This window comes from Thaumasiovibrio clandestinus, assembly GCF_047250365.1.
Taxonomy (GTDB): Bacteria; Pseudomonadota; Gammaproteobacteria; order Enterobacterales; family Vibrionaceae; genus Thaumasiovibrio.
Window position 1 is genome coordinate 67,594 of record NZ_JBLBVL010000006.1, and the last position, 23,411, is coordinate 91,004.

At 46.0% G+C, this 23,411-nt stretch carries 22 protein-coding genes; 8 read left to right on the forward strand and 14 right to left on the reverse strand.

Features of this window, described 5'->3' with window-relative positions; translation table 11 throughout:
• Positions 1–138: 138 nt before the first annotated feature.
• From ACKLNH_RS10505 to ACKLNH_RS10545, 9 genes are all read right to left on the reverse strand, one after another.
• Positions 139–1,710, reverse strand: coding sequence for a cytochrome-c peroxidase (locus tag ACKLNH_RS10505; RefSeq protein WP_413112211.1), 1,572 nt, complete (start codon positions 1,708–1,710; stop codon positions 139–141).
• A 374-nt stretch (positions 1,711–2,084) separates the two neighbouring features.
• On the reverse strand, positions 2,085–3,356 hold the full coding sequence (locus ACKLNH_RS10510) for an NRAMP family divalent metal transporter (RefSeq protein ID WP_413112212.1): 1,272 nt from the start codon (positions 3,354–3,356) through the stop codon (positions 2,085–2,087).
• Positions 3,357–3,633: 277 nt separating this feature from the next.
• On the reverse strand, positions 3,634–4,386 hold the full coding sequence (locus ACKLNH_RS10515; protein WP_413112213.1) for an SDR family NAD(P)-dependent oxidoreductase: 753 nt from the start codon (positions 4,384–4,386) through the stop codon (positions 3,634–3,636).
• Positions 4,376–5,314 (reverse strand): 3-hydroxyisobutyrate dehydrogenase, encoded by a 939-nt coding sequence (gene mmsB, locus ACKLNH_RS10520; protein ID WP_413112214.1) that lies wholly within the window; start codon positions 5,312–5,314, stop codon positions 4,376–4,378. The genes ACKLNH_RS10515 and mmsB overlap by 11 nt, the downstream gene beginning before the upstream one ends.
• Entirely contained in the window at positions 5,311–6,426 is a 1,116-nt protein-coding gene (locus ACKLNH_RS10525) for an enoyl-CoA hydratase/isomerase family protein (RefSeq protein ID WP_413112215.1), read from the reverse strand. Before ACKLNH_RS10525 ends, mmsB begins: the two co-directional genes overlap by 4 nt.
• A gap of 10 nt (positions 6,427–6,436) precedes the next feature.
• Positions 6,437–7,213 carry an enoyl-CoA hydratase gene (locus ACKLNH_RS10530; RefSeq protein WP_413112216.1) on the reverse strand — a complete coding sequence of 259 codons (777 nt, stop codon included), beginning with the start codon at positions 7,211–7,213 and terminating at the stop codon, positions 6,437–6,439.
• 14 nt (positions 7,214–7,227) lie between these two features.
• Positions 7,228–8,373, reverse strand: a complete 1,146-nt coding sequence (locus ACKLNH_RS10535; protein ID WP_413112217.1) for an acyl-CoA dehydrogenase family protein — start codon at positions 8,371–8,373, stop codon at positions 7,228–7,230.
• A gap of 8 nt (positions 8,374–8,381) precedes the next feature.
• Positions 8,382–9,881 carry a CoA-acylating methylmalonate-semialdehyde dehydrogenase gene (locus ACKLNH_RS10540; RefSeq protein ID WP_413112218.1) on the reverse strand — a complete coding sequence of 500 codons (1,500 nt, stop codon included), beginning with the start codon at positions 9,879–9,881 and terminating at the stop codon, positions 8,382–8,384.
• A 34-nt stretch (positions 9,882–9,915) separates the two neighbouring features.
• On the reverse strand, positions 9,916–11,070 hold the full coding sequence (locus ACKLNH_RS10545) for a thiolase family protein (protein WP_413112219.1): 1,155 nt from the start codon (positions 11,068–11,070) through the stop codon (positions 9,916–9,918).
• 131 nt (positions 11,071–11,201) lie between these two features.
• Between ACKLNH_RS10545 and ACKLNH_RS10550 the strand changes: the two genes are divergently transcribed.
• The 5 genes from ACKLNH_RS10550 to ACKLNH_RS10570 all read left to right on the forward strand — a co-directional run bounded on the left by ACKLNH_RS10550 (position 11,202) and on the right by ACKLNH_RS10570 (position 16,059).
• Complete coding sequence (locus tag ACKLNH_RS10550; protein WP_413112220.1) at positions 11,202–11,570, forward strand: MerR family transcriptional regulator; 369 nt, start codon at positions 11,202–11,204, stop codon at positions 11,568–11,570.
• 91 nt (positions 11,571–11,661) lie between these two features.
• Entirely contained in the window at positions 11,662–12,819 is a 1,158-nt protein-coding gene (locus ACKLNH_RS10555) for an acyl-CoA dehydrogenase family protein (RefSeq protein ID WP_413112221.1), read from the forward strand.
• Positions 12,820–12,857: 38 nt separating this feature from the next.
• Positions 12,858–14,405, forward strand: a complete 1,548-nt coding sequence (locus ACKLNH_RS10560) for a carboxyl transferase domain-containing protein (RefSeq protein ID WP_413112362.1) — start codon at positions 12,858–12,860, stop codon at positions 14,403–14,405.
• An 11-nt stretch (positions 14,406–14,416) separates the two neighbouring features.
• Positions 14,417–15,169, forward strand: coding sequence for an enoyl-CoA hydratase-related protein (locus ACKLNH_RS10565; protein WP_413112222.1), 753 nt, complete (start codon positions 14,417–14,419; stop codon positions 15,167–15,169).
• A gap of 14 nt (positions 15,170–15,183) precedes the next feature.
• Positions 15,184–16,059, forward strand: coding sequence for a hydroxymethylglutaryl-CoA lyase (locus tag ACKLNH_RS10570; RefSeq protein ID WP_413112223.1), 876 nt, complete (start codon positions 15,184–15,186; stop codon positions 16,057–16,059).
• Between the two features lie 4 nt (positions 16,060–16,063).
• Here ACKLNH_RS10570 and ACKLNH_RS10575 read toward each other — a convergent pair whose 3' ends face one another.
• Entirely contained in the window at positions 16,064–16,360 is a 297-nt protein-coding gene (locus tag ACKLNH_RS10575) for a hypothetical protein (protein ID WP_413112224.1), read from the reverse strand.
• A gap of 449 nt (positions 16,361–16,809) precedes the next feature.
• On the opposite strand from ACKLNH_RS10575, the gene ACKLNH_RS10580 reads away from it, so the two are divergent.
• Both ACKLNH_RS10580 and ACKLNH_RS10585 read left to right on the forward strand, forming a co-directional pair.
• Complete coding sequence (locus tag ACKLNH_RS10580; protein WP_413112225.1) at positions 16,810–18,489, forward strand: RluA family pseudouridine synthase; 1,680 nt, start codon at positions 16,810–16,812, stop codon at positions 18,487–18,489.
• A 246-nt stretch (positions 18,490–18,735) separates the two neighbouring features.
• Positions 18,736–19,218: a GNAT family N-acetyltransferase gene (locus tag ACKLNH_RS10585; RefSeq protein ID WP_413112226.1), complete on the forward strand. Its 483-nt coding sequence runs from the start codon at positions 18,736–18,738 to the stop codon at positions 19,216–19,218.
• Here ACKLNH_RS10585 and ACKLNH_RS10590 read toward each other — a convergent pair.
• Together ACKLNH_RS10590 and ACKLNH_RS10595 are read right to left on the reverse strand one after the other, a co-directional pair.
• The gene (locus ACKLNH_RS10590; protein ID WP_413112227.1) at positions 19,205–20,365 is read right to left on the reverse strand and encodes a lipase family protein; all 1,161 of its coding nucleotides are present in this window, start codon (positions 20,363–20,365) and stop codon (positions 19,205–19,207) included. The two genes, ACKLNH_RS10585 and ACKLNH_RS10590, sit on opposite strands and share 14 nt — an antisense overlap.
• Before the next feature lie 9 nt (positions 20,366–20,374).
• A complete protein-coding gene (locus ACKLNH_RS10595; protein ID WP_413112228.1) occupies positions 20,375–21,019 on the reverse strand; it encodes a DUF6795 domain-containing protein in 645 nt (214 codons plus the stop codon).
• Between the two features lie 290 nt (positions 21,020–21,309).
• Between ACKLNH_RS10595 and ACKLNH_RS10600 the strand changes: the two genes are divergently transcribed.
• Entirely contained in the window at positions 21,310–21,495 is a 186-nt protein-coding gene (locus tag ACKLNH_RS10600) for an N-acetyltransferase (RefSeq protein WP_413112229.1), read from the forward strand.
• Between the two features lie 114 nt (positions 21,496–21,609).
• Here ACKLNH_RS10600 and ACKLNH_RS10605 read toward each other — a convergent pair whose 3' ends face one another.
• Positions 21,610–22,395 (reverse strand): ABC transporter ATP-binding protein, encoded by a 786-nt coding sequence (locus tag ACKLNH_RS10605; RefSeq protein WP_413112230.1) that lies wholly within the window; start codon positions 22,393–22,395, stop codon positions 21,610–21,612.
• A complete protein-coding gene (locus ACKLNH_RS10610) occupies positions 22,386–23,411 on the reverse strand; it encodes a FecCD family ABC transporter permease (protein ID WP_413112231.1) in 1,026 nt (341 codons plus the stop codon). Before ACKLNH_RS10610 ends, ACKLNH_RS10605 begins: the two co-directional genes overlap by 10 nt.

The window sequence follows — 23,411 nt, forward strand, 5'->3', positions numbered from 1 at the left end:
CTATGCAGTTTAATAGCGCAATGAATATATCTCTCGTATTAAACGTGGATATCAATAACTCCGAATATTAAAAAAGGTGCCGATGGCACCTTTTTTAATAACCGCGATTCAAACCACTCTTTACTTATTATTAATCAGCTATAACGGACTTCCTGCCGCATCCGTCGCTAGCAATAATTGCCCATCGTGGTCATCATCCCCCTCTTGTGCAATCCAAGGAGCCATGCAAGCCCTCTCTTTTACACATGGATCGGTTAGTGATTGAATAAAAGTCACTAACTGCTGTCGTTCTTCGTCCGTTAAGACTCTTGTCTGTAATAATGATGTATTTGACTGTTGTGCTGCTTCTACCACACTCACGGCAGCTAACGAATTATCACGCCCTTCTGGATAAAGATCTGCACATACATCCACATCAATAAATTGCGGTAAGTCACACCACTGCTGAGCATCAAAGTAGGCACTCACCATATCCCGAGGGGATTCATGCTGACGAATCGCCTCTTCTAAGGTTTGATAAACACCGGCATGTCCGTAAGGGAATGTGACTTCAACATTAATTAGACCAGGGGTACGAAACTTGTAGCGATCGCTCTCTAACCCTGTCACAAGCTCTCGACCAAAGTCGTCAGTTCCATTGGTTCCGTTACCCTTGCCTTCACCTATCTGTGGAAAACCAATGGCATGATTCTGCTCATCAGTAAACAAATCGCCGTTATGGCATGCCACACACCCCGCCCCACCTTCATCAACAGATAGGAAGAACAGTAAAGCGCCCGCTTTTTGCTGCGCAGTAATGGCTTCTAAGTCGCCATCAAGGTAACGATGCCATGGCGTATCAACAAATACCATTGAGCGTTGATATTCACCCAAAGCCAAACCAATGTTGTCATACGTTATCAAGCTTTCTGCATCAGCATCACTGTCAAACGCCAATTGAAACTCCGCCAGCCATTCAGGTGAAGTTAACTCATTAAGCCCTATTCCATAATCACCAAGTCTTGCCGCTAGATGATCACGCACTGATGTATTATCACCTTCCGATTCAAAGGTATGGCCCTTCATCTCGTCTGCTGAGGTGATGGGGAAACGCGCCTGTGTCGAGACCAAGTTGTCTCCACCGTTTTCATCCACGATATTAAATCCTGAATCAGGAGAGCTAATCCCCCCTCCCTCTCCATTCATATCTGCGGCTTTGGTTAAGCTTTCAACCCGCGAATCCCAAAATAATCCCTGATCCCAAAGCGCTACATTAAACGTGGTGGGGCTATTTCTTGGCACATTGGGCAGGCCATCACCGTCTTTACGACCAACACCAAGCACATTTATCTGCACAGCTTCAACGCCGACAGGTAAACTTAACTCATCACTCCCGCCTAACATTGGATGATGGCAAGATGCACAAGCCACATCAAATTCTCCACTTAAACTTTTGGTGAAAAACAGTTTCTTACCTAGCTGCGCGATGGGATCATCTATGGATGGGAACGTCCGATTTTGGCTCGGGTCTACCGCTAAATCACTTTGCTCCATAATGCGATACAACTGCTCATCTTGTGTTGATAACGAGGAGACTTGAACCGTGTCATCACCATCTAGTGGGCACCCTGTCAATGCAATGACAACCCCAAAACTGAAAATCGCTCGCCCAGCAATGGCTTTGAGCAAAGGTTTTGTTGCCCCCCTGACATGCAAATAGTTAATGACCATGTTTACCCCTCACTATTCAGTAACTGCTTATGCATTAAGACACAGTGAGTGTAGGCAGCCTATATTGACGCGGGGGAGAGGAAGCGCATAATTCTTTTCTTTGGGGGGAAGGTATCAAAATAGAGACAATAATGATGAAATTATTTCAAACTAATCTACATCGTCATCATATTTATACGACTTTTATCAGCCTTAAAGCTCGCTTATTTAAAGTAGGGAAATAAAAGGCGTTCGAAATATTTGGTTTTGTTACATAACCATACGGTAAGTTAAAGTGACACCGATAACTTCACGTTAACGGTGTCATCAGTGCACCAGTTCAGGCGCTGACATTGCCATAATGCGGTAAAAATATGTTCGAAATAGTTAACGCGTTACATTAACCATTTCCACCAAATAAATATTGCAAGGAAACCAAACAAGTAAACCAAACCAACTACAGAGAGGGCTTTTAGTTTTGGGCCAATGCTTAACGCCGACGGCAATTTAGCGCGGGATACCAAGGTATAATTAAGCAGCGCAAATATTGGCGTTGTCATGAAGGCCAATACCATCGCAAAATCAAGCATGGGCATCAACGCCGAGGCGAAGAAAATGATAATGCCCAATGCGGCTAGCGAAACAGCCAACACCCAAAATTGATACACTTTTGGATTCTCTTGCTTATGGGATTGAAGCAGACGTTGGGACTCAGCAATCGCGCGCGAATATCCATCAATAACCGTAATTGTACTACCAAAAATACAAAAGAAGGCGATAACTGCAATCAGGTAACGTGACCATTCACCAATGGTTGACGCGTACATATTAACCAGTTGGTGAGAAAACCCAACGCCTGATGCCGCAAGCTCAATACCTGAACCATGCACTACTAAGGTCCCCAACGCTAAAAAGACCAATGCTAAGGTAGCTGTACTAATGTAACCCACATTAAAATCAAAGAGTGCAGATTGTGCGGTTACCACTTGCTTCTTACGCTGACTCTTTAACCACATAGAGGTCAAACAAGAGATCTCGATCGGTGCAGGCATCCACCCCATCGTCACAACAATGAAGCCTATTGCAGCAATGTTCCAAGGTGAGGGTGCTTGATAGTCTGCTGGCGCTACTGCCCCATTCGACGCTGCGATCACAACCGCAATAATTGTCGATATCGCCAATACAGCCATGATGACCTTAGATAACGAGTCCAAAGCACGATAATGGCCAGCCAGTAAGATAACTAAGCAAGTGGCTAGAACGATAACGCACAATGTCACCGTTGGTAATGCTATCGGTAAGAAGTAGCCCAATAGACTAGCGCTAAACAGCAATAACGCGGCAGTATTGACGATGCCTGAAATAACACACAGCACCGTAAATCCCCAAAGATAGCCACGACCTAGTCCGGAATAACCTTGAATAAGGCTATCTCCCGTCCCCATCGTGTACTGTACAGATGCGCGGAAAAATGGGTACTTAAACAAATTTACCAATAAAATGAGCAGCGCCAATTGCCAGCCATAAATCGCGCCAGCTTTCGTTGAAGCAACTAAGTGAGAGCCACCAACCGCCGCCGCTGCCATCATAATGCCGGGCCCTAAAGAGCGTACTAAGTGCGCCACACCTATGCGCCCTCTTTCGGGGGCTAACGTTGAGTTTTCCATATTTCACGTCCGTTGTTATCATCTATCCATACACAAACAGCCTCGTACACTATTTGTTACGAAACCTGTAAAGATAACATTACCACAGGGTGATGATATATTTATACACCTGTATTGTAATTTGAGAATAATTTTAACAATAAGGGGAATACCTGCACGCCCTGCCGCTAATTTTGCTTAATTAGCGTTGTACGCGAGGTATTTTTGGAAAATAGCGGTGAAAATAAAAAACGTGCCTACATGAGACTTAATTACACATGCGACAGTTATTGCAGCATTATAACCTTAGCCCACCATCAAGCTCTAATACTCGGCCGCTAAAATACTCATTATGAATAACAAAACAGACCCCTTCAGCTATCTCGGCGGCACTCGCCATTTTACCCACGGGCACTAAGGCAGTAAGACGCTCTTTGGCTTCTGGTTTCATCGCATCTGTCATTGCGGTTTCCACTACTCCTGGGGCAATCGCGCCAACACGAATACCGTATCGTCCTAACTCCTTCGCCCATACCACTGTCATAGCCGCAACAGCAGCTTTAGAGGCAGAATAATTTGTCTGCCCAATATTACCAGCACGCGACACACTGGATATATTCACGATAACACCACCTACGCCACGCTCTACCATTTGTTTAGCGGCGGCACGGCCACACAGGAAGGTCCCGTTCACGTTCACATTCATCACATCGCGAAACTGATCATACCCCAAGACCTGTGTGTCACCCTCACGCCGTTTTACAAGCATGCCGTCTTTTAATATGCCAGCATTGTTCACTAAAACGTCAATCGAGCCGAAATCTCGCCCAATCGCAGCAAACGTTGCATCGACCTCGTCTTCATCAGTCACGTCACAGTGATAACTTTTTACTTCGCCACTTAACATTTTGCAGGTCTTTTCTGTCGCGGATAAATCACCAATGTCCAACAACGCCACCCTAGCACCACTTTTAATCAAAGTGACAGCAATGATCTGTCCTATTCCTTGCCCTGCACCTGTAATAACCACTGTTTTATTATCAAGATCCACCTATCACTCCTTTATTGTCCTTTGTTGATTGATAAAGCGTAAATAAGCTCGAAAAATCAAGGTCATGTTCCAAAAGGGAAAAATGCTGTTCAAACAGTGCCAATGCCTGTTGTGTCATTGGTAATTGCTTCAACAGTGGATGCGCACACGTCTTTCCCGCCGTCAGTGCAAGCTTTAGATCTTTAATCATGAGTCGGGTCATAAAGCCTTGCGCGTACTCTGATGCCGCCGGGGTTAGTTCAGATACACCGGGACAAGGGTTATACTTTTCCACCACCCAATTGTTGCCTGAACTTTGGTGCACGATATCACTGAGTATTTTCGGGTCTAATCCCAGCGATTTTCCTAAAGCGAGTCCTTCACACGTTGCTGCCATCACGGCACCCAAAATCAAGTTATTACAAATCTTGGTCATTTGCCCAGCACCAATATCACCAGCGTGGAAGACATGTCCTGCCATTGGCTGTAATACGGCTTTCGCTGCTAAGTAATCCTCATTGCTGCCACCAACAATAAATGTCAACGCACCCGCTTTAGCACCAGCAATACCACCAGAAACTGGCGCATCGACAAAGCGCATGTGCATATTATGTGCTTGCTCACCCACTAATCGGGCAACGTCAGGTTCCACCGTAGAGCAATCGATAAGTAGCGTATTGGTGCTCAGCTCGCCCAAGACGCCAACATGTCCATCATGCCCCAAGTAGACTTGCTTTACTTGCTCCCCTGCAGGCAACATCGTAATCACAACGTCGGCACCCGCTACCGCTTTGGTAATGCTATCGTAGACTCTAGCGCCCAACCTTTGGGCGGCCTTTCGTGCCGATGGATCAATGTCATACGCTTGAACCGTTGCTTCTGTCGTTAAAAGGTTATCAAGCATAGGAAGGCCCATGTTTCCAACCCCAATAAATGCGATGGTGATCATACGTATCTCCCAGGAATCCCACCAAGGTTATGTAGCGGATTTTGCTGCCACGGCGGCTCAAACAACGCATCGATTAACTGCATATCTACATTCTCAATCTGGCCAAAGCGCCATTGCGGTGATTGCGTTTTGTCGATTAATCGTGCCCTGACACCTTCGATAAAATCGCCCTTCAGTACGCTTTGCACGGAGAGTCCGAGCTCTAATCGAAACGCATCTTCCAGCGATAACGTGTGATAACCACGTAATTGACGAAAGCAAACGTGCGCTGTTATTAAACTCCCTTGGCGTAAGTTATTACGTGCTTGATTTAACCACGCATCAGCGTCAGGAATCGCATTCAAATTCTCAATACACTCGCTAAGGTTTTTTGCGCAACACGCTGATTGAATTCGTGCAAAATAGGGCAATAACTGCGCTTCAGGCAGTGTCGCTGGCATAAAGCTCACTAACAAATCATCAATACGCTGATAGTCACTGATCTCTGCCGCCCAGCTCTGATTTTGCAGTTCCGCCAGCAAAGCGTGTTTATCGGCATTGTTGAAACACGCCTGTGCAAATTGAATATCAATACAATCCGTTGCGTTTAACACGGCTCCCGTCATACCCAAAAAGAGACCCAAGCCAGACGGTAATCGATTAAGGAACCAGGTTGCTCCTACATCAGGATAAAGCCCTATTGTTATTTCGGGCATCGCTAATCTAGTTTCTGGCGTCACAATACGGTGTGACGCCCCCATAAAGAGCCCGACACCTCCTCCCATCGTGATGCCATTCGCCCACACAACAATCGGCTTGGGATAACGGTGCAGTAGATAATCGCAGCGATACTCAGTTTCAAAATACTGGGTTAACTGACTTAGCGCATCTGGCTCAGAGGCCGTCGCGTACATGGCCTTAACATCCCCACCAGCACAAAACGCTTTGTCATTTTCAGTGTGGAGAAACACAGCCACTATAAGTGGATCATCTAACCACTCCTGCAATTGATGCGTAATGCCTTGTAACATTGTTAAAGTCAGTGCGTTTAACGCGCTAGGATTGGTTAAGTTAATGACCCCTATTTTATAGCCTTTCATACAAGGGAGAGTCGAAAATTGCACTTGCTGCATAGTATCTTCCTTACGAATTGCGCCAACGCGGTTTACGCTTTTCAAGAAATGCTGCCACACCTTCTTGCTGATCATAACTGTCAAACAACTGCAAAAATGCTTCACGCTCCAGAACACGCCCATCACACGGTTGGTAGCTGGCTTCAATCAATGTTTTGCACGCAGCCACTGAGCCGGGAGACTGCTTTGCTACCTGATCAGCTAACGCTAAAGCAGTAGACAAGCTTTCACCCGGTGACGTCACTATCTCGACCAAACCGATATCTTGTGCTTGTTGGGCTTGCAAACGCTCTCCGCACAGTATGATTCTCTTCGCCCACCCTTCACCAACTAAACGCGGCAATTGCTGCGTGCCCCCAGCACATGGCAGCAAACCGACTTGCGCTTCTGGTAAAGCCATGACTGCATGGCGCTCAGCAATGCGGATATCACAAGCGAGTGCCGCTTCTAGCCCTCCCCCCATCGCATAGCCATTTATTGCCGCAATCACCACGCCACGAAATCGCCGCAATGCAGAAAAAGCCTGCTCAAAGCGCTGCGCGACTTCCCATGCAAGCGCCTTGTCACCAGAGGAAAACTGGTGCAAATCTGCGCCAGCAGAAAAAAAACGCTCTCCTTGCCCTGTCAGTATCACCGAGTAAATGGCACGGTCTTGCTGCAAATGCTGCATATGCATCGCCAACTGCTCTAAGCTACCGGGTGTCCATGTATTCGCTGGTGGGTTATCGATGGTTAAAACCGCGACATGCCCTTGCAGTTCAACATCGATCTTAGCTTTATCGCTCATTGCCCTTCCTCCAGTCACAATAGATGGTCGTGTTTTCCCAACAGGTCGCGCGCGATAATTAGGCGCATAATCTCATTCGTTCCTTCCAAAATTTGATGTACGCGTGTGTCCCGAAAATAACGCTCTAGTGGGTACTCTTTGATATAACCATAGCCGCCAAATAGCTGCAGTGCTTGATCGCAAACCTGAAAACCGACGTCAGTAACATAGCGCTTTGCCATCGCACATGCCGCTGTTGCTTCTGGACGGTGATTATCCAATGTCCATGCCGCCCAATAGAGTAATTGCCGTGCCGCCACCAAGTCTGTTGTCATATCAGCTAACCGAAATTGCACGGTTTGAAAATCGGCCAATCGTTGACCAAACTGCTGACGTTGTTGAACATAATCTCGCGTTACGCGCAGTGCCTGTTGCGCTGTACCTAATGAGCAAGCCGCAATATTTAACCGGCCCCCGTCCAACCCTTGCATCGCAAAATGAAAGCCATCACCACCATCACCAAGTCGAAAGGCTGTTGACACAAACACCTTTTCAAAGTTGACCGTTCGGGTAGCTTGGGAATGCCAACCCATCTTAGGCTCTTTACGGCCATAACTGATCCCTTGCGCATCAGCATCAACCACAAACGCGCTAATACGGCCATCCTCTTCCCGCGCCATAACCAGCAACACATCGCTATCTCCTGCCGCTGAGATAAATGCTTTACTGCCCGTTAAATGAAAGCCATTTTCCACACTAATCGCCTTGGTTTTCAACGCGCCTGCATCCGACCCTGCTTCGGCTTCCGTCAAACAGTACGACCCCAACTTCTCTCCAGTCACCAACGAAGCCGTTAAGGGCTGCAGCGCTTGACTGCGACCATAGGTGGCAATCATCCAAGTCACCATATTATGAATCGTCATATATGCCGTGGTTGAGGTGCATCCTTTTGCCAGCGCTTCAAAAATCAGGCAAGCATCCAAACGGGTTAACCCCAACCCGCCACTAGATACTGGCGAATATAAGCCTAGAAACCCCATCTTCCCCGCTGAACTGAGTGCTTCGCGAGGGAAAACACTCTGCTCATCCCATGCCGCTGCGAAAGGAGCGAGTGTCGTGTCGGCAAACTGTCGTGCAGCTTCTTGCAACGCTAACTGCTCTTCGGTTAAACAGAAATCCATCGTTATACCTACTTGAGATCAATCGTCATATTGAGTGGAGAGTCACTATCATCAGAGAACCAACGTGCGGTAACAGTTTTTGTCTCAGTATAGAAACGCACTGCCTGCTTTCCGTAGGTGTGCAAATCACCGTAAAAGCTCTGCTTCCAACCGGTAAATGAAAAATAGGGCAGAGGGACTGGAATCGGTACATTGATCCCCACTTGTCCCACTTCAACCTGATGCTGAAACGTTCTAGCAGTGGCGCCAGAGGACGTGAAAATACTGGTACCATTACCGCATGGATTGGCATTAATAATGTCTAACGCATCATGCAATGTGTCTGCACACATGCTGACCAGCACAGGCCCAAAGACCTCTTGTTGATAGATCGTCATTTGCGTTGTGACCCCGTCAATAATTGAAGGCCCCAACCAATTACCATTTGGGTTAGTCGGATGTTGAAATGCCCGTCCATCTAACAGGCACCTAGCGCCTTCTTGTTCTGCTGTCGCTAACAGCGCGATAACCCGATCTTTTGCCTGACGCGATATCAAAGGCCCATACTCCGCATTTTCATCACTCAAGCCTGGTTTAATCTTCGCCATGCGTTGTGCTAACTCCGCTAACCACTGCTTGCTTTTTCCTACCCAGATAACGACTGATATCGCCATGCAACGTTGCCCCGCAGCCCCAACGGACGCCCCCACCAATGCGTTCAACACCTCCTCTTTATTGGCATCTGGCATAACGACTAAATGGTTCTTCGCTCCCCCCAACGCCTGAACCCGTTTAAGCGCTGTACTCGCACCCAAATAGATCGCCTGTGCTGCCGCTACCGACCCAACAAACGACACAGCTTTCACAGTAGGATGCTGGTAAAGATGTTCGGCTTGAGGTTGCCCACCATGAATCAGTTGCACCAACCCTTCCGGCGCACCGGATTGATAAAATAACTCCAACAGCCTTACAGCAGTATGGGGAACACGTTCAGACGGTTTCAGAATAAAGCTATTGCCGCAGGCTACCGCCAGAGGAAACATCCACAAAGGAATCATGGCTGGAAAATTAAAAGGAGTAATCCCCACACAAACGCCCAATGATTGAGTGACACTGTAACAATCAATCTCATCCGCCACATTTTCTAAATGCTCACCCATCAGCAAAGAAGGGATATTGGCCGCGTGTTCAACCACTTCAATACCACGCCATACATCCCCTTTCGCATCCGCGATTACCTTGCCTGTTTCTCGGCTAACAATCATCGCCAACTCATCATGGTGTTGTTTTAGCAGTGCTTGATAACGCAACATCAGCCTTGCTCGTTCACTAATCGGTGTATCACGCCATGCAATAAAGGCTATTTTCGCGGCATCAACGGCATCATCAATTTCAGATTTTGTACAAAACGGGACTCTTGCTATGGGATGATTTGTGGTGGGGTCAACCACTTCCTGCCAACGCGAGGTTGAAGAGTGAGTCCACTGTGTCTCGATATAAATGGGAACAGGCTGTAGTGACTTATCCATTTTCATTCCTCACTATGGTCATTTTCAAAATGCACTAACTCGGGATTTCCACTGCGATGGCCGTCGCCTCACCGCCACCAATGCAAAGCACGGCAATGCCTCGTGTTAAGCCACAGCGACGCAATGCATGAATTAGGCTCACCATAATTCTGGCCCCTGTCGCACCCAAGGGGTGCCCCAGTGCACATGCACCACCTTGTATATTTACTCTGTCCGCTGGGATTTTAAGGGTATGAATCGCATGAACAGTCACAACGGCGAACGCCTCATTAATCTCCCAGAGATCGACATCTTCAACCTGCCAATTAAGCTGTGTTAGTAGCTTTTGCACTGCATAAATCGGCGCAGTGGTAAACCATTTTGCAGCATGCGAAAACTCGCAATAGCCGACGACATAAGCCAAAGGTGTTACCCCTAAACGTTGTCCTTGCGCTTCAGACATCAACAATAATGCTGCTGCGCCATCAGCCATCGCACTGGCATTTGCAGCCGTGATCACACCCTCTTGCTGAAACACCGGACGTAAGGTTTCAATCCGACCAATGTCCAGACTTGGTGGGATTTCATCCGTTTCCACCCCGGCAACCGCCACAATTTCATCCTGAAAATAGCCATTTTTAATCGCTTTTTTTGCATAGGTAACAGAACGCACTGCCCATTCATCAAGATCTCGACGGGTATAACCCATTACGTTTGCTAACAATTCACCAAAATGCCCCATCAACTGATGATCATCGCTGTTTTCCAATCCATCAGTGAAAAGGTGATCATTAACCGCAAAGTGGCCCATTTTTGGACGGCAACGGGGCTGCAAGAAAGGCGCGAGTGACATGTTTTCCATGCCACCAGCCACAATCATGTCATAGCGCCCCAAACGTATTTGATCACACCCTAAAATGACAGACTGCATACCCGAGCCACACACCTTGTTGACTGTCGTAACAGGGACTTCGTCTGACATATCTGCCAATTGGGCTGCTTGTCGCGCCGGTGCCTGACCCACCCCGGCCTGCAATACCTGCCCCATGTAGACCGTGTCAGGCAACATCTCGCTCCAGTCAGTTAATTCACGCATCACTGCTCCAGCAATGTTAACTGCAGGCGTGGTTGCCAATGCACCGTCAAACTTACCTAGTGCACTGCGTAAAGCAGCAGTAACCCAAACAGGTTGGTTGAGAGATTGCCCCATTACCTATCTCCGTACTTGACGTTACCAAAAGCATAGCACTAACATTTACGTAAACGTCAACTTAACCAAGAAGGCCAGTCGGAATAGCCCCGCTTACCCTGTAAAGCAGAATTAACAAAGAGGTTTGAATAATGGAGTGGTACAAAATTAGCGAACTAGCGAAGGAGTTTGATGTTTCTACGCGCAGTATCCGCTTTTATGAAGATCAAGGATTGATCAGCCCGCGGCGTGAAGGGCAAACTCGTTGGTTTAATCACCGCGATAAGATTCGACTTCGTTTAATACTTCGAGGAAAGCGTTTAGGCTTTTCGTTAGCAGAAATTCGTGAATTATTCGAACTTTATGATCACCACGATAGCGAGCAACAATTGAAATCCATGATCGCACTGATCGATGAGAAAAGAGAGCTACTCGAATCGCGGCGACAAGATATTGATGTCGTAATGGCAGAACTAGAAGCAGCCAAAGCACGCTGTTTAGAGGCGATAGAGCCATCTTAATATCGCTTTCGCTGGCCTATACTCAGCGATGCATGTGCATACAACCATCAGGTAGCGCGTTCGGTTCAGATCATCAAGCAGAGAGAGCATTATGTATCCATTTTCGCCACTCGATTTTGGTTTTTCAGACCAACAACAGCAGATAGCCGACGTTGTACATGAATTTGCTAACGCAGAAATTGCGCCCAATGCAAATGATATCGATCACCTCAACGCCATGCCGGGCAATTTGTGGCAGAAAATGGGCGCGATGGGGCTATTAGGTATAACAGTATCATCGGAATATGGCGGAAGTCACTGTGATTACCTTTGCCACATTTTGGCTATGGAACAAATTAGTCGAGCGAGTGCTGCAGTAGGTCTTAGCTACGCTGCACACTCTAATTTGTGCGTAAATCAGTTATTTAAACATGCCAATGAACAACAAAAACGCCAATTCCTCCCTGCGCTTATTAGCGGTGAGGGTATCGGAGCGTTAGCAATGAGCGAAAGCAATGCTGGTTCAGATGTTATGTCGATGCAATTACGCGCAACGCCGGTTGATGGGGGATACCTCCTTAACGGCAGTAAAATGTGGATCACCAATGGGCCGACCGCGACAGTATTGATTGTATACGCACGCACAGCACCAGATGCCATTTCTGCCTTCATCATCGAACAGAGCATGCCCGGATTTCACTGCGCGCAGAAGCTCGACAAACTCGGAATGCGCGGCTCCGATACCTCTGAGTTGGTTTTTCAAGACTGCTATGTTCCGAGTGAAAACCTCTTAGGCAAAATCAATCAGGGTGCGCAAATACTGATGAGCGGTTTAGATATTGAACGCCTCATTCTGTCAGGTGGTCCATTGGGTATTATGCAAGCCTGTATGGATATCTGCTTACCCTACGTTCGTGAGCGTCAACAGTTTGGTCAGCGCATCGGCAACTTCCAACTCGTACAGGCAAAGTTGGCCGATATGTATAGCAATATGAATGCGATTCGCAGTTATGTCTATACTGTGGCGCGTAACTATGACGCCCAACACGCCCCTAAACAAGACACTGCTGGCTGTATTTTGTTGGCAGCCGAGCACGCCTCAAAAATGGCATCAGATACAATCCAGCTTCTTGGCGGTAATGGTTATACCAACGATTACCCTGCCGCACGACTATTACGAGATGCAAAGCTGTATGAAATTGGGGGCGGTACTTCCGAAATACGCCGTCTCATCATCGGTAAGACACTTGTTAACATGTTTTGCGACTGAATATAGCAAAGCAGTGATCCTTAGCGAAGGAGGCAATGATGGCGATCCTATCAAGCACATTAGATACCGACTCTACACAATTTCAGCGCAATGTTGATGCCATGCTGTCTAAATTGACCTCGATCTCAGCGCTCTATCGCGACCTTCCAGCAAAGCAGGACAAACTGTCTGTGCGACAGCGCATTGACCATCTCATGGATGACCAGAGCACGCTGCTAGAGTTCAGTCGACTCGCTGCCCATGACGTCTATGACGAGGCCATTCCAGCAGCGGGCATTATTACTGGTTTAATCAACGTCGAGAATCGAGAGTGCGTTATTATTGCTAATGATCCAGCCGTGAAAGGAGGAACCTATTATCCTCTAACGGTTAAAAAGCACCTTAGAGCCCTTGAAATCGCATTAAACTGCCGACTCCCGGTGATCTATTTAGTTGATTCTGGCGGTGCAAACCTTCCCCGTCAGGACGCCGTCTTTCCAGACAAAGAACATTTTGGACGTATTTTTTACTATCAAGCACAACTGTCTGCGCAGTGCATCCCACAAATCGCCGTTGTGATGGGCTCTTGCACGGCTGGCGGTGCGTACATTCCAGCAATGGCAGATGTTGCCATCATGGTTAAAGAACAAAGTTACTTATTTCTAGCCGGACCACCTCTAGTTAAAGCGGCAATTGGTGAGCAAGTCGACGCTCAAACACTTGGCGGTGCGAAAGTTCATACCCAAACATCAGGTGTGGCAGATTATTTAGCCAATGACGACGTTCATGCTCTCGACCTTGCCCGAGAAGCACTAAAGCACAGCTTTGCTACCTTAGCACCACCGTCGCTGCCCACCGCGTCACCTCCTCTTTACCCCGCAGCGGAACTCAATGGGGTAATGAGCATGGATTATCGGCAACACTCCGATTGCAAAGAGGTCATTGCGAGAATTGCTGATGGTTCAGAGTTTGATGAGTTTAAAGCACTGTATGGCACGACCTTAGTCTGTGGATTCATCCAGCTGGGTGGCATATTAGTTGGTGTAATTGGTAATAACGGTGTTCTCTATTCTGAGTCTGCACTAAAAGCGGCCCACTTTATCCAACTCTGTGACCAACGCAGGATCCCTTTACTGTTTTTACAAAACGTCACAGGCTTTATGATCGGAAAAAAAGCCGAGGCAGAAGGGATTGCTAAGCACGGCGCAAAAATGGTGATGGCCGTCGCCACAGCAACAGTACCTAAAGTCACACTCATCATTGGTGGGTCTTTTGGGGCTGGAAATTACGCAATGTGTGGGCGAGCCTACTCCCCTCACTTTCTATTTTGCTGGCCAAATGCACGCATTGCCGTCATGGGAGGAACACAAGCTGCCGATGTAATGAAACACGTAGGGGTAAGTAAAACCGTCGCGGATGCGTTAGCTGCACAATATGAATACCAAAGTGACGTGACTTATGCCTCCGCTCGGTTATGGGATGATGGCATCCTTGCCCCTGAGGATACGCGTTTAACATTGATCCGATGTTTCACTCTTCTTCAGCCACTGAGCCACGCTTCGCTGCCGACGATGTCATATCGACAGCCCGGCGTGTTTAGAATGTAGATGGAACGACTATGACCATAACGAGCACACTAACGATAACCGTATGTGATCAGGTTCAGCATATCCAGCTGAATCAAGCGGCCTCTCACCATCGGCTCTCCGTCGATATGATGGACGAATTGATGGCGCAATTTCAATCCCCTAGCACACGCGTTATCGTGATTAGTGCGTCTGGACCCGTGTTTTGTGCTGGCGCTGATTTACGCTGGATGCAAGATAGACACAGCGACGCCCCGGCCCACAAATTGGCCGCTCTGCTCGAAGCGATGGATCATTGTCCCGTACCCATCGCTATTGCTGTCACTGGTGATGTCTACGGTGGTGGCCTGGGTCTGCTCGCTTGCGCCGATATTGTTTTTTCTAACGAACTCGCTCAATACTGCTTTAGCGAAGCTAAGCTTGGCCTAGTGCCAGCCCTTATCTCCCCTTATATTCTGCGTGCTGTTGGCTTTCGGCAATTAAAGCCACTCGTTATATCGGCTAATCTCTTTACCGCGCATCATGCCGCGCAAATTGGCTTGATACATCAGGTATCTCAAACAGCGCTAGACGATGCCTTTCACTGGGCAAAACAAACCCTTGCCTGCGGCCCAAACGCGATTAAACAAATCAAATGGCTGTGTCGTGAGTTAACCCCAATATCGCAACAGCATATCCAAGAGACCCATGCGTTACTCAATGTGGTTCGTAAAGGCGATGAAGCACAAGCTGGCATCGAGGCGTTTTTACAAAAACAGCGACCGCCTTGGGACAACCAAGAGTAAGCATAGGAGGTATTTTGAACAACATAACCCTCATCGAAGTCGGCCCACGCGATGGGCTACAAGGATTAACGCCACTAAGCATGACAGATAGGCTGGCACTGATTCATGGCTTGGCTGAAGTAGGCCTAAAACATATAGAAGTCGGTGCCATGGTGTCAGCGAAGCGAATACCGGCAATGGCAAACAGTGAGAAAGTGTTAATCGAAGCCAATAAATTTGGTATAACAGCTTCTGTTTTAGTTCCCAATCTCGAAGGGCTTGAACTCGCACTCCAGTGTGACGCTAAACATATCGCCGTCTTCACGGCTGCATCAGAGCTGTTCAGCCAAGCAAATAGCCACTGCTCTATTAATGAAAGTTTGCAACGCCTTTATCCTGTCATCGAACAAGCGAAAAGCAATGGGCTAGCGATACGTGGTTATCTTTCGTGTATCGTTGATTGTCCGTTTACTGGTGCAATTCCGGCAGCCCAAGTTGCCAGCATTGCCACAGAACTCTTCTCAATGGGGTGCGACGAAATTAGCCTTGGTGACACCCTCGGACATGCAGTTCCAAATCAGATCGCCAGTGTCATTGAACAGGTCAGCGCCACAATTCCTCTCTCTGCGCTGAGTGGTCACTATCACAATACCTATGGCATGGCATTGGCTAACGTTATTCGTTCAATAGAGCTAGGTATTACACGATTTGATACGAGTGCCGCTGGGCTGGGAGGATGTCCCTATGCCCCGGGAGCATCTGGCAATTTAGCAACAGAAGAGTTGTTATGGTACTGCGAGCGAAACCACCTTAAAACTGGGGTTAACTTGCAACACTTAATCCAAAAAAATCGTGCGTGGTGTCAACGCGTTGGTATTACCCCCGGAACAGGATTACTTCATTCAGGTTAATGCGTTAAAATACTTCGTAGTCTTCAAACTGGCTGCGTTTAAATCGTATCTCAGCCTCCAGCTCACAGGCCGCCGCCCATACCTTTTGTTCATTTTCACTCAACACATTCAGCGCATCACGCTCTACTTGTTGCCAGCCATGGTCACTGCCTAGTAGCTCTTCTACCTGCTCTGCGAACAGACAACGAAACTCCTCTGTTGTTGGCATTCGTACATTATCTTTCTCGAACTGTTGAAATAGCGCATTTACTGCATAGCTAATTTCCTGCTTAATGCCAGCAACATCATTCGTTGCAATCATAATTCCCTCCTATTATTCAACGGCCAATGTGACAGACGGTGCACTATTGTGCGCACTGTAATAAACCCTAGCCAATAAGTAGCCGCGATGATATGCAACCACATTAACGCCGTTAAATAGGTTGTTCATGTAACTTTCCACCACTTATTTTCCATTGAAATCTCAGACTTTTAGCTACAAATAAAATCACGTGAAATATTATTGAACTTATTATGAATCACTCTCTCTGACCGAAAAAGCAGAGCAAGCAACCACACAGGACCGCCTAACCAAGCCAATCGCCTATTCAGCTGCGGTATAATAAGATATCGCTACGAAATAATGTTGTGTCGCGTTATCTATCCTCTCAACGGACGATCTCCCCGCTTCTTCACTGATTCGATTTAGGGTGATCCTTGGCCGATTCCAAGGTAAAATCGCCGCCCTGTTGATTACCGCTGCCAATTGCTATGCTGACATTAAACGACTGTTTCATCCCTTTTAAAGATCAATCTCTTCATGGCGACACGCCGGAGTCATTCACGTTTCCATTTTATTATCAACCACACCCACTGGCGATACAGGCTGCGTCTGAGCTTCAGCAACACCTAAAGACCCAACAAGAATGGCAACACAATTTTGGCCTCAATGGCAACTTAGAGAGTGCTATCGGGAAAATGTTTGGTGTGTTAGTGGTAGAAAATGAGAATGGACAACTTGGCTACCTCGCAGGCTTTTCTGGAAAACTGGCAGATAAGAATATTCTAGCGCCGTTTGTACCACCTATTTTTGATATGCTGACCGAAAGCAGCTTCTTTCTTAAAGAGCAAAGGAAGATTAATAAAATAACCAAAGAGTTAGAGGATCACCCTTCTTCAACTGCTGCTGCAATACTGCATGCTGAATTAAAACAGACTATCAAAAATCGCGATGAGCAAATCGCCAACCATCGAGCGAAAATGATAGAGGGACGTAAACAGCGTAAATTGCGCCGCAACGCCTGTGACGACCTCCCTACTGAGGAGCGTAACGCACTAAAAACGCGCTTAAACCAAGAAAGCGTGATCGAAAAATTGCAGCTACGTGATCTAAAACAGCATTGGCAAGCGCTCACCGATGGGTTAAACGCAGACATTGCTCTGCACCAAAAAAATATTGATGCATTACTCGAAGAGCGCAAACAACGTTCTTCTACGCTACAGCAAACGCTTTTCGAACAATACCGCTTTCTCAATGCAAACGGCGACGAAAGTCACTTACAAACACTGTTTAGCAAAACATCCCTTGGCGTACCTCCTGCTGGTGCTGGTGAGTGTGCAGCACCAAAGCTACTGCAATTTGCTTACAAGCATCATTTGCGTCCGGTCGTTATGGCTGAATTTTGGTGGGGGCGCTCCCCTAAATCAGAAATACGTAAGCATGGCCATTTCTATCCTTCATGCCACGGTAAATGTGAGCCTATTCTTACCCACATGCTGCAAGGATTAACGGTTGATGATAATCCACTGCTTAACAACCCAGCCCAAGGTAAAGAGCTACCAATCGTCTATTATGATGAGCACATCGTTGTGGTTAATAAGCCTGCAGAGTTTCTGTCTGTGCCCGGAAAAACGATCCAAGACTCGGTCTACACCCGAATAAAACAGCAATTTCCATCAGACGAAGGGCCATTGGTTGTCCATCGCCTAGATATGTCAACATCGGGTCTGATGGTATTCGCTCGTTCTCGTCGTGCGAACAAGCACCTTCAGCAACAGTTTATTCAGCGTACTGTAAACAAGTGCTATACCGCGCTATTAGACTGTGAGATTAACGGGCATCAAGGGGTCATCACCTTGCCTTTAAGAGGGGATCTCTATGATCGACCGCGTCAATTGGTCTGTTTTGAGCACGGCAAACCCGCAGAAACCGAATGGGAAGTTATTGAGAAAAAACAGGGGCAGACCAAAGTACACCTGTTCCCTAAAACAGGCCGGACACATCAGCTACGGGTTCACTGCGCACATCAGCTAGGACTTAATGCGAGCATTGTTGGCGATGATCTTTACGGTGTGACTGAGCAGCGCTTGCACCTGCATGCTGGATTACTTGAGTTTGAGCACCCTGTTACGCAAAAAATGCTGAAATTTGAAATCGCTGCACCTTTTTAGTCGAACTAGTTCAAATTAACACGCAAAGTTTATTCACCTGACAACAAAATCCTATAGGCTGATGAATGTGCAGGGTTGCTCAACACGCTGCACACTTTGAAAGGAATTGGGTTCGGTGTACTCAGCCCAGGCAGCCAGTATCTACGCTACTCCTTCCCAGATGCTGGCTGTTTCTTTTTCTTTTTCATTCTATACATAGTCAACTATTCACTTCACAACAAACCACACTGCTATCAAGGACGAGCAATGCAATTAACGCCATTTTTAACCACTGACTATGTGAAGCTTTTGGAATGGATAACATCTGAAGAACTTAACTTTCAATGGGGAGGGCCCGTATACCGTTATCCTTTAACTATCGAGCAAGTCTCCACTCACTGCGCACAACCAGATATATTTCCTTACCTATTAAACATTAATGGCACCAGCGCGGGGTTTATTGAATTACGTCGACTGTCTGCTCATCAAGGTCGCATTTGTCGGGTTTTTGTTGACCCCTCATTTCGAGGACAAGGCGTAGCAAAAACAATGATTGAGCGATTAATCGCCAAAACGCAGCACGAGTTAGGTTATCGTTACCTGAGCTTGTCGGTGTTTCAGCACAATCATCATGCTAAACAGTGCTACGAAAGCCTCGGTTTTAAAGTCGTCTCTGAACAACACGCCATCCAAGCCCCGAATAACGCGACTTGGAGCGCGTATGAAATGGTTAAAGTTATTGGCCATTGACGCGTTTAATTGCTTCATTAACGCCTTGGTATAACCGTTTAAGCATTTTATTGAAAATTTCTCTAATTGTTTTATAAGTTAAATCTATGACAACTGAGCTAGCAGCTCCTGCAAATACCAACATATGGCCCAGCAAGCCTTTTACTTGAGATGCGGCGGTTTTTCCTGCTTCAGCTATTTTAACCAACGTTTGTGCGATGAAGTCGTACAAAGTCGCCCCGCCGCTAATAGCACCTTGAAATGCTACTGCTGAATAATAGCCTGTGTCTTTTAGTAGGGTAATTAGAGCTGCACTTAAACGGTCAGTCCAATAATTGCTATAGCTGGCTTGGTTACGCTTATTGTAATCTAACCGCACTGGGGGAAGAAAATCACTAGCAGTTCTTTGCAACACCTGCCAGTCTTCACCTCGCGCTGTACTAAGATAACCAGGCACTGCACCGGCTAAAGGATTCATACCATGGGCACTAGGGCTGATCCCCTGACTTCCATCTAGCCGAAATTCAAAACCTTTGTAAGGTGAGTGAACAAAAGGCCAAAGTGGTACTTTAGGGACCACATCGGCACCATGCGTACAGCGAAAAATTTTATTGACTCTATTAGTATTTGCGCTAGCAAAACCTGGCAAGCCCACCCGAGGCGCTCCAAAGGTGTATAAATTCACATGGCTGGCATAAGAGTTGGCCGCAACCCAATCGGCAGTTAGTGTGGCCAAAGCCCCGCCGAGACTGTGTCCAATACAATGCACGACCCCTGTGTTTGAATTATTGCGCCACTCATCGAGAAAATTTTGAAGTTGTGGACGTAACAACGAAAACGTACGCTGAAAGCCAGCATGTACTGCTTGCCCGTTATCATTTCCCTTAAAACCAATTTGAGCGTTAGTTCCCCAATCATGCCCAGAGGTCATTTCTGTTCCTCGTATCGAGATAATTGCATCGCCTTTGTACCGCCCATCGCCATAACCTAAAGCAGCAAACCCCGTTTCTTTATTGAAAAGATAGCCACCTGTTCTGCTTGTCATTTTATTCAGAAGCTTAAAGTATTTCTGTGTGTAAGGGGTAGGCTTAACGTTTCGACTATTATTACGTACTGAGTAGGCAAGAAAAGCTAGTTCAGAAGCCAACTTGGGGGAAAGCGTTGTCATTTTAATTCCTTATATCAATCCGTTAATATTGCCGTATTTATCTAGGTCTTGAAGCTCTCCAAATTTTTCAATATCTACCGCTTTTCTCTTCTCTATTTTTGAACGTTCAGGCCAACGGCAAATGCTAGTGACCGGTAGGGTTACAACCCCAGTAGGGTAATCAGAGTGAATGATATAAATAGTTTCTTCATCAGTTGACAGATCACAACTCAACTCAGAAAGCATTTCAACAAAATATGAAATATGTTTAACTCCATGAGAGTTTGCATCCCAAAGGTAAACTTCATCTGCTTTAGTATTGCTTTGATTATCGTCATCGATGCGAATACCTTGCCAAATAACATTGGTTCTAAAGGGATTGTCGGCATGGCGTGATTGCATCGTTAACTCTGGAAAATGAAATCGCCCTTCACTGTCTGTTATTGTGTAATCATGTACTTCACCATCTGTAATATCGATAAATTCGTAGCTTCTTTTTAGTTTCACGCCTGTGAGTGGCTTGCCGCGGTTTGTGAGCTGACCGCTCACTGGGGGGAAAAGCTCAACAGTACTCTTTTTAAACATTTCTTTCTCCGAACCTCTAGTCACCCATGAAATAGATAAAACAAAGCAGAGGAAAAATAACAGTATAATTTTACCAAATATTCTAACCATAACATAAGGCATCCTTTATTTGTAACAACTAACCATGAACTAAATATAGTGATAGCTATATTGCCTAATGGGAATATTTAGTGCTTTAGCCTAATTGTTTAATCCACCTCAAAACTCTCCCCACCTAATCATCATTCCCCTAAAACAATGCTTCAATCGAAAGTTTTTCAAATGATAGCCAGCTAATTAAGGGTGTGTAAAATGTTATTAACTACTGTCAGCAATAAGCATCTCGCATAAAATTAAGAATGAGCATGTAGGTAGCAGAGGTTGAGCGATTAATCGCCAGAATGCAGCACGAGTTAGGTTATCGTTATTTGAGCCTGTCGGTGTTTCAGCACAATCATCATGCTAAACAGTGCTACGAAAGCCTCGGCTTTAAAGTCGTCTCTGAACAACACGCCATCCAAGCCCCGAATAATGCGACTTGGAGCGCGTATGAGATGGTTAGAGAGATTGGGAGTAAAGGCGAATAATGGCACCTCTTTAACACAGAGTTATTTGGCTGACTTTAGTTAATAGGTCGAGGATCTGAGCGGTATCCTTCCTCAGAACGAGGACATATGATCCTCGTTAATGATTGTACTTACTTAACTCGATGCCAATAACTGGTGATGCGGATCAACCCCGGTAAAAACAAAATCTCGCACATCATTTTGTTCAAGTAGGATCGTTTTTACTCCATATACCTTTTGTAATACATCAGGCGTGATATGGCAACTATGCCCTGAATATGCAATCTCCCCATTATGAAGCAGTAGGATTGTATCAACATGTTGTACTGCTAAATTTATTTCATGCATTGTACTGATGATTATCAGATCTTTAAGTTCTTTCATGCGGCTGATAAAAGTAAGTTGATTGCCAATGTCTAAATAGGTACATGGCTCATCAAGAAGTAAGATACGAGGCCTTTTCATTAAGCACTGAGCAAGTAAAACAAGCTGACGCTGTCCACCACTGAGTTTATTGAGTTTCTTCTTCGCTAAACCTCTTATATTCAATTGATTTTCGAGCTTGTCGATAGCGTCATTAACCTGTAATAGTTGCTCTTTAGAGACTCCCCATCTTAGCTCGTTAAACAGCCCCATAATTAAGGTTTCTTTTACCGTTAGGGCTGAGTCACCGCTATTACTCTGAGGAAGATAGCTGAGGTTATCTCTGAAAAATTCAGTATCTAATCTCTTTTGATTAATAAAAACTTCACCGTCCCATTTGAAATCAGGTTTGTTGCGAAGAGCATTGAGTAAGGTTGATTTCCCTGCACCATTTTTCCCTAACAGCCCATAAATCCCTGGCGTGAATTTATAGCTTATTGATTTCAAAACATCCTTGCCATCAAACTTAACGTTGATATTTTTTATTGTCAGTTCCATAACTCACCTTGATTACGCACTAACACCACAAGCATTAATGGCACACCAACCAAAGCGGTCACGATACCAATGGGAAATATTACACCGGGATTGACAACCTTACTTAAGATAGATGCAGAAACCATCAGACTAGCCCCTAACAACATCGAACTAGGGATTAAGTAACGGTGGTCTTCGCCAAAGATGCTCCGTGCTATATGGGGGGATATTATCCCTATAAAACCAATTATTCCGACAAAAGAAATGGCAATTGAGGTTAACAAAGAAGCAACAAGTAAAAACTGTAAACGAACTTTTTTCAGCGGTATTCCGTTAGCTTCAGCTCTTTCATCACCTTGCCTTAACCCTGTTAGAGACCATACTCGTGGGATGGTAAAAAAAATTGCGGTTAGTATTACAAAAAAAACCGTTAATACTTTGCTGTAACTCGCTCTCTCTAACGATCCAAACATCCAGAAAGTGATTTGTGCTAAGTCTTCAGGTGAAGCATAGAACTGTGCTGCAGACAGCCCTGATTGAAAGGTAAAGTTGATCAGTATCCCAACAAGTATTAACGTCGCTCCATTAGCTCGTGTTTTTGATACGAACCAATATAAAATTAATGATGATAAGCTTGCTGCGACAAATGATCCAAAAGCAACAGTTAAGCTCGGGGACAGCAATGGTATTGAAAATGAAGTAAGGATCGCTATTGCAGCTCCGAAGGCTGCCGCAGAGGATACGCCTAAACTAAATGGGCTTGCCATAGGGTTATTGAGTAATGTTTGTAGCAAACAACCAGCCATAGCTAGAGCCGCGCCGACAACGATGGCCATAAGTGTTTTTGGCAGTCTAATTTTCTCAATCACCAGCGCTTTCTGTAGATTTTCTTCAATCCCAATAAGCGTATGAAGTATGTTTTGCAATGATATATCAAACGTACCAACTTGCAGATCGATCAAAAATAAAATGAGCAAAAGCGCGGAGAGTAAAAGCAGACCGAACAATGGGCTGCTAGTATCATTATATTTTAACAT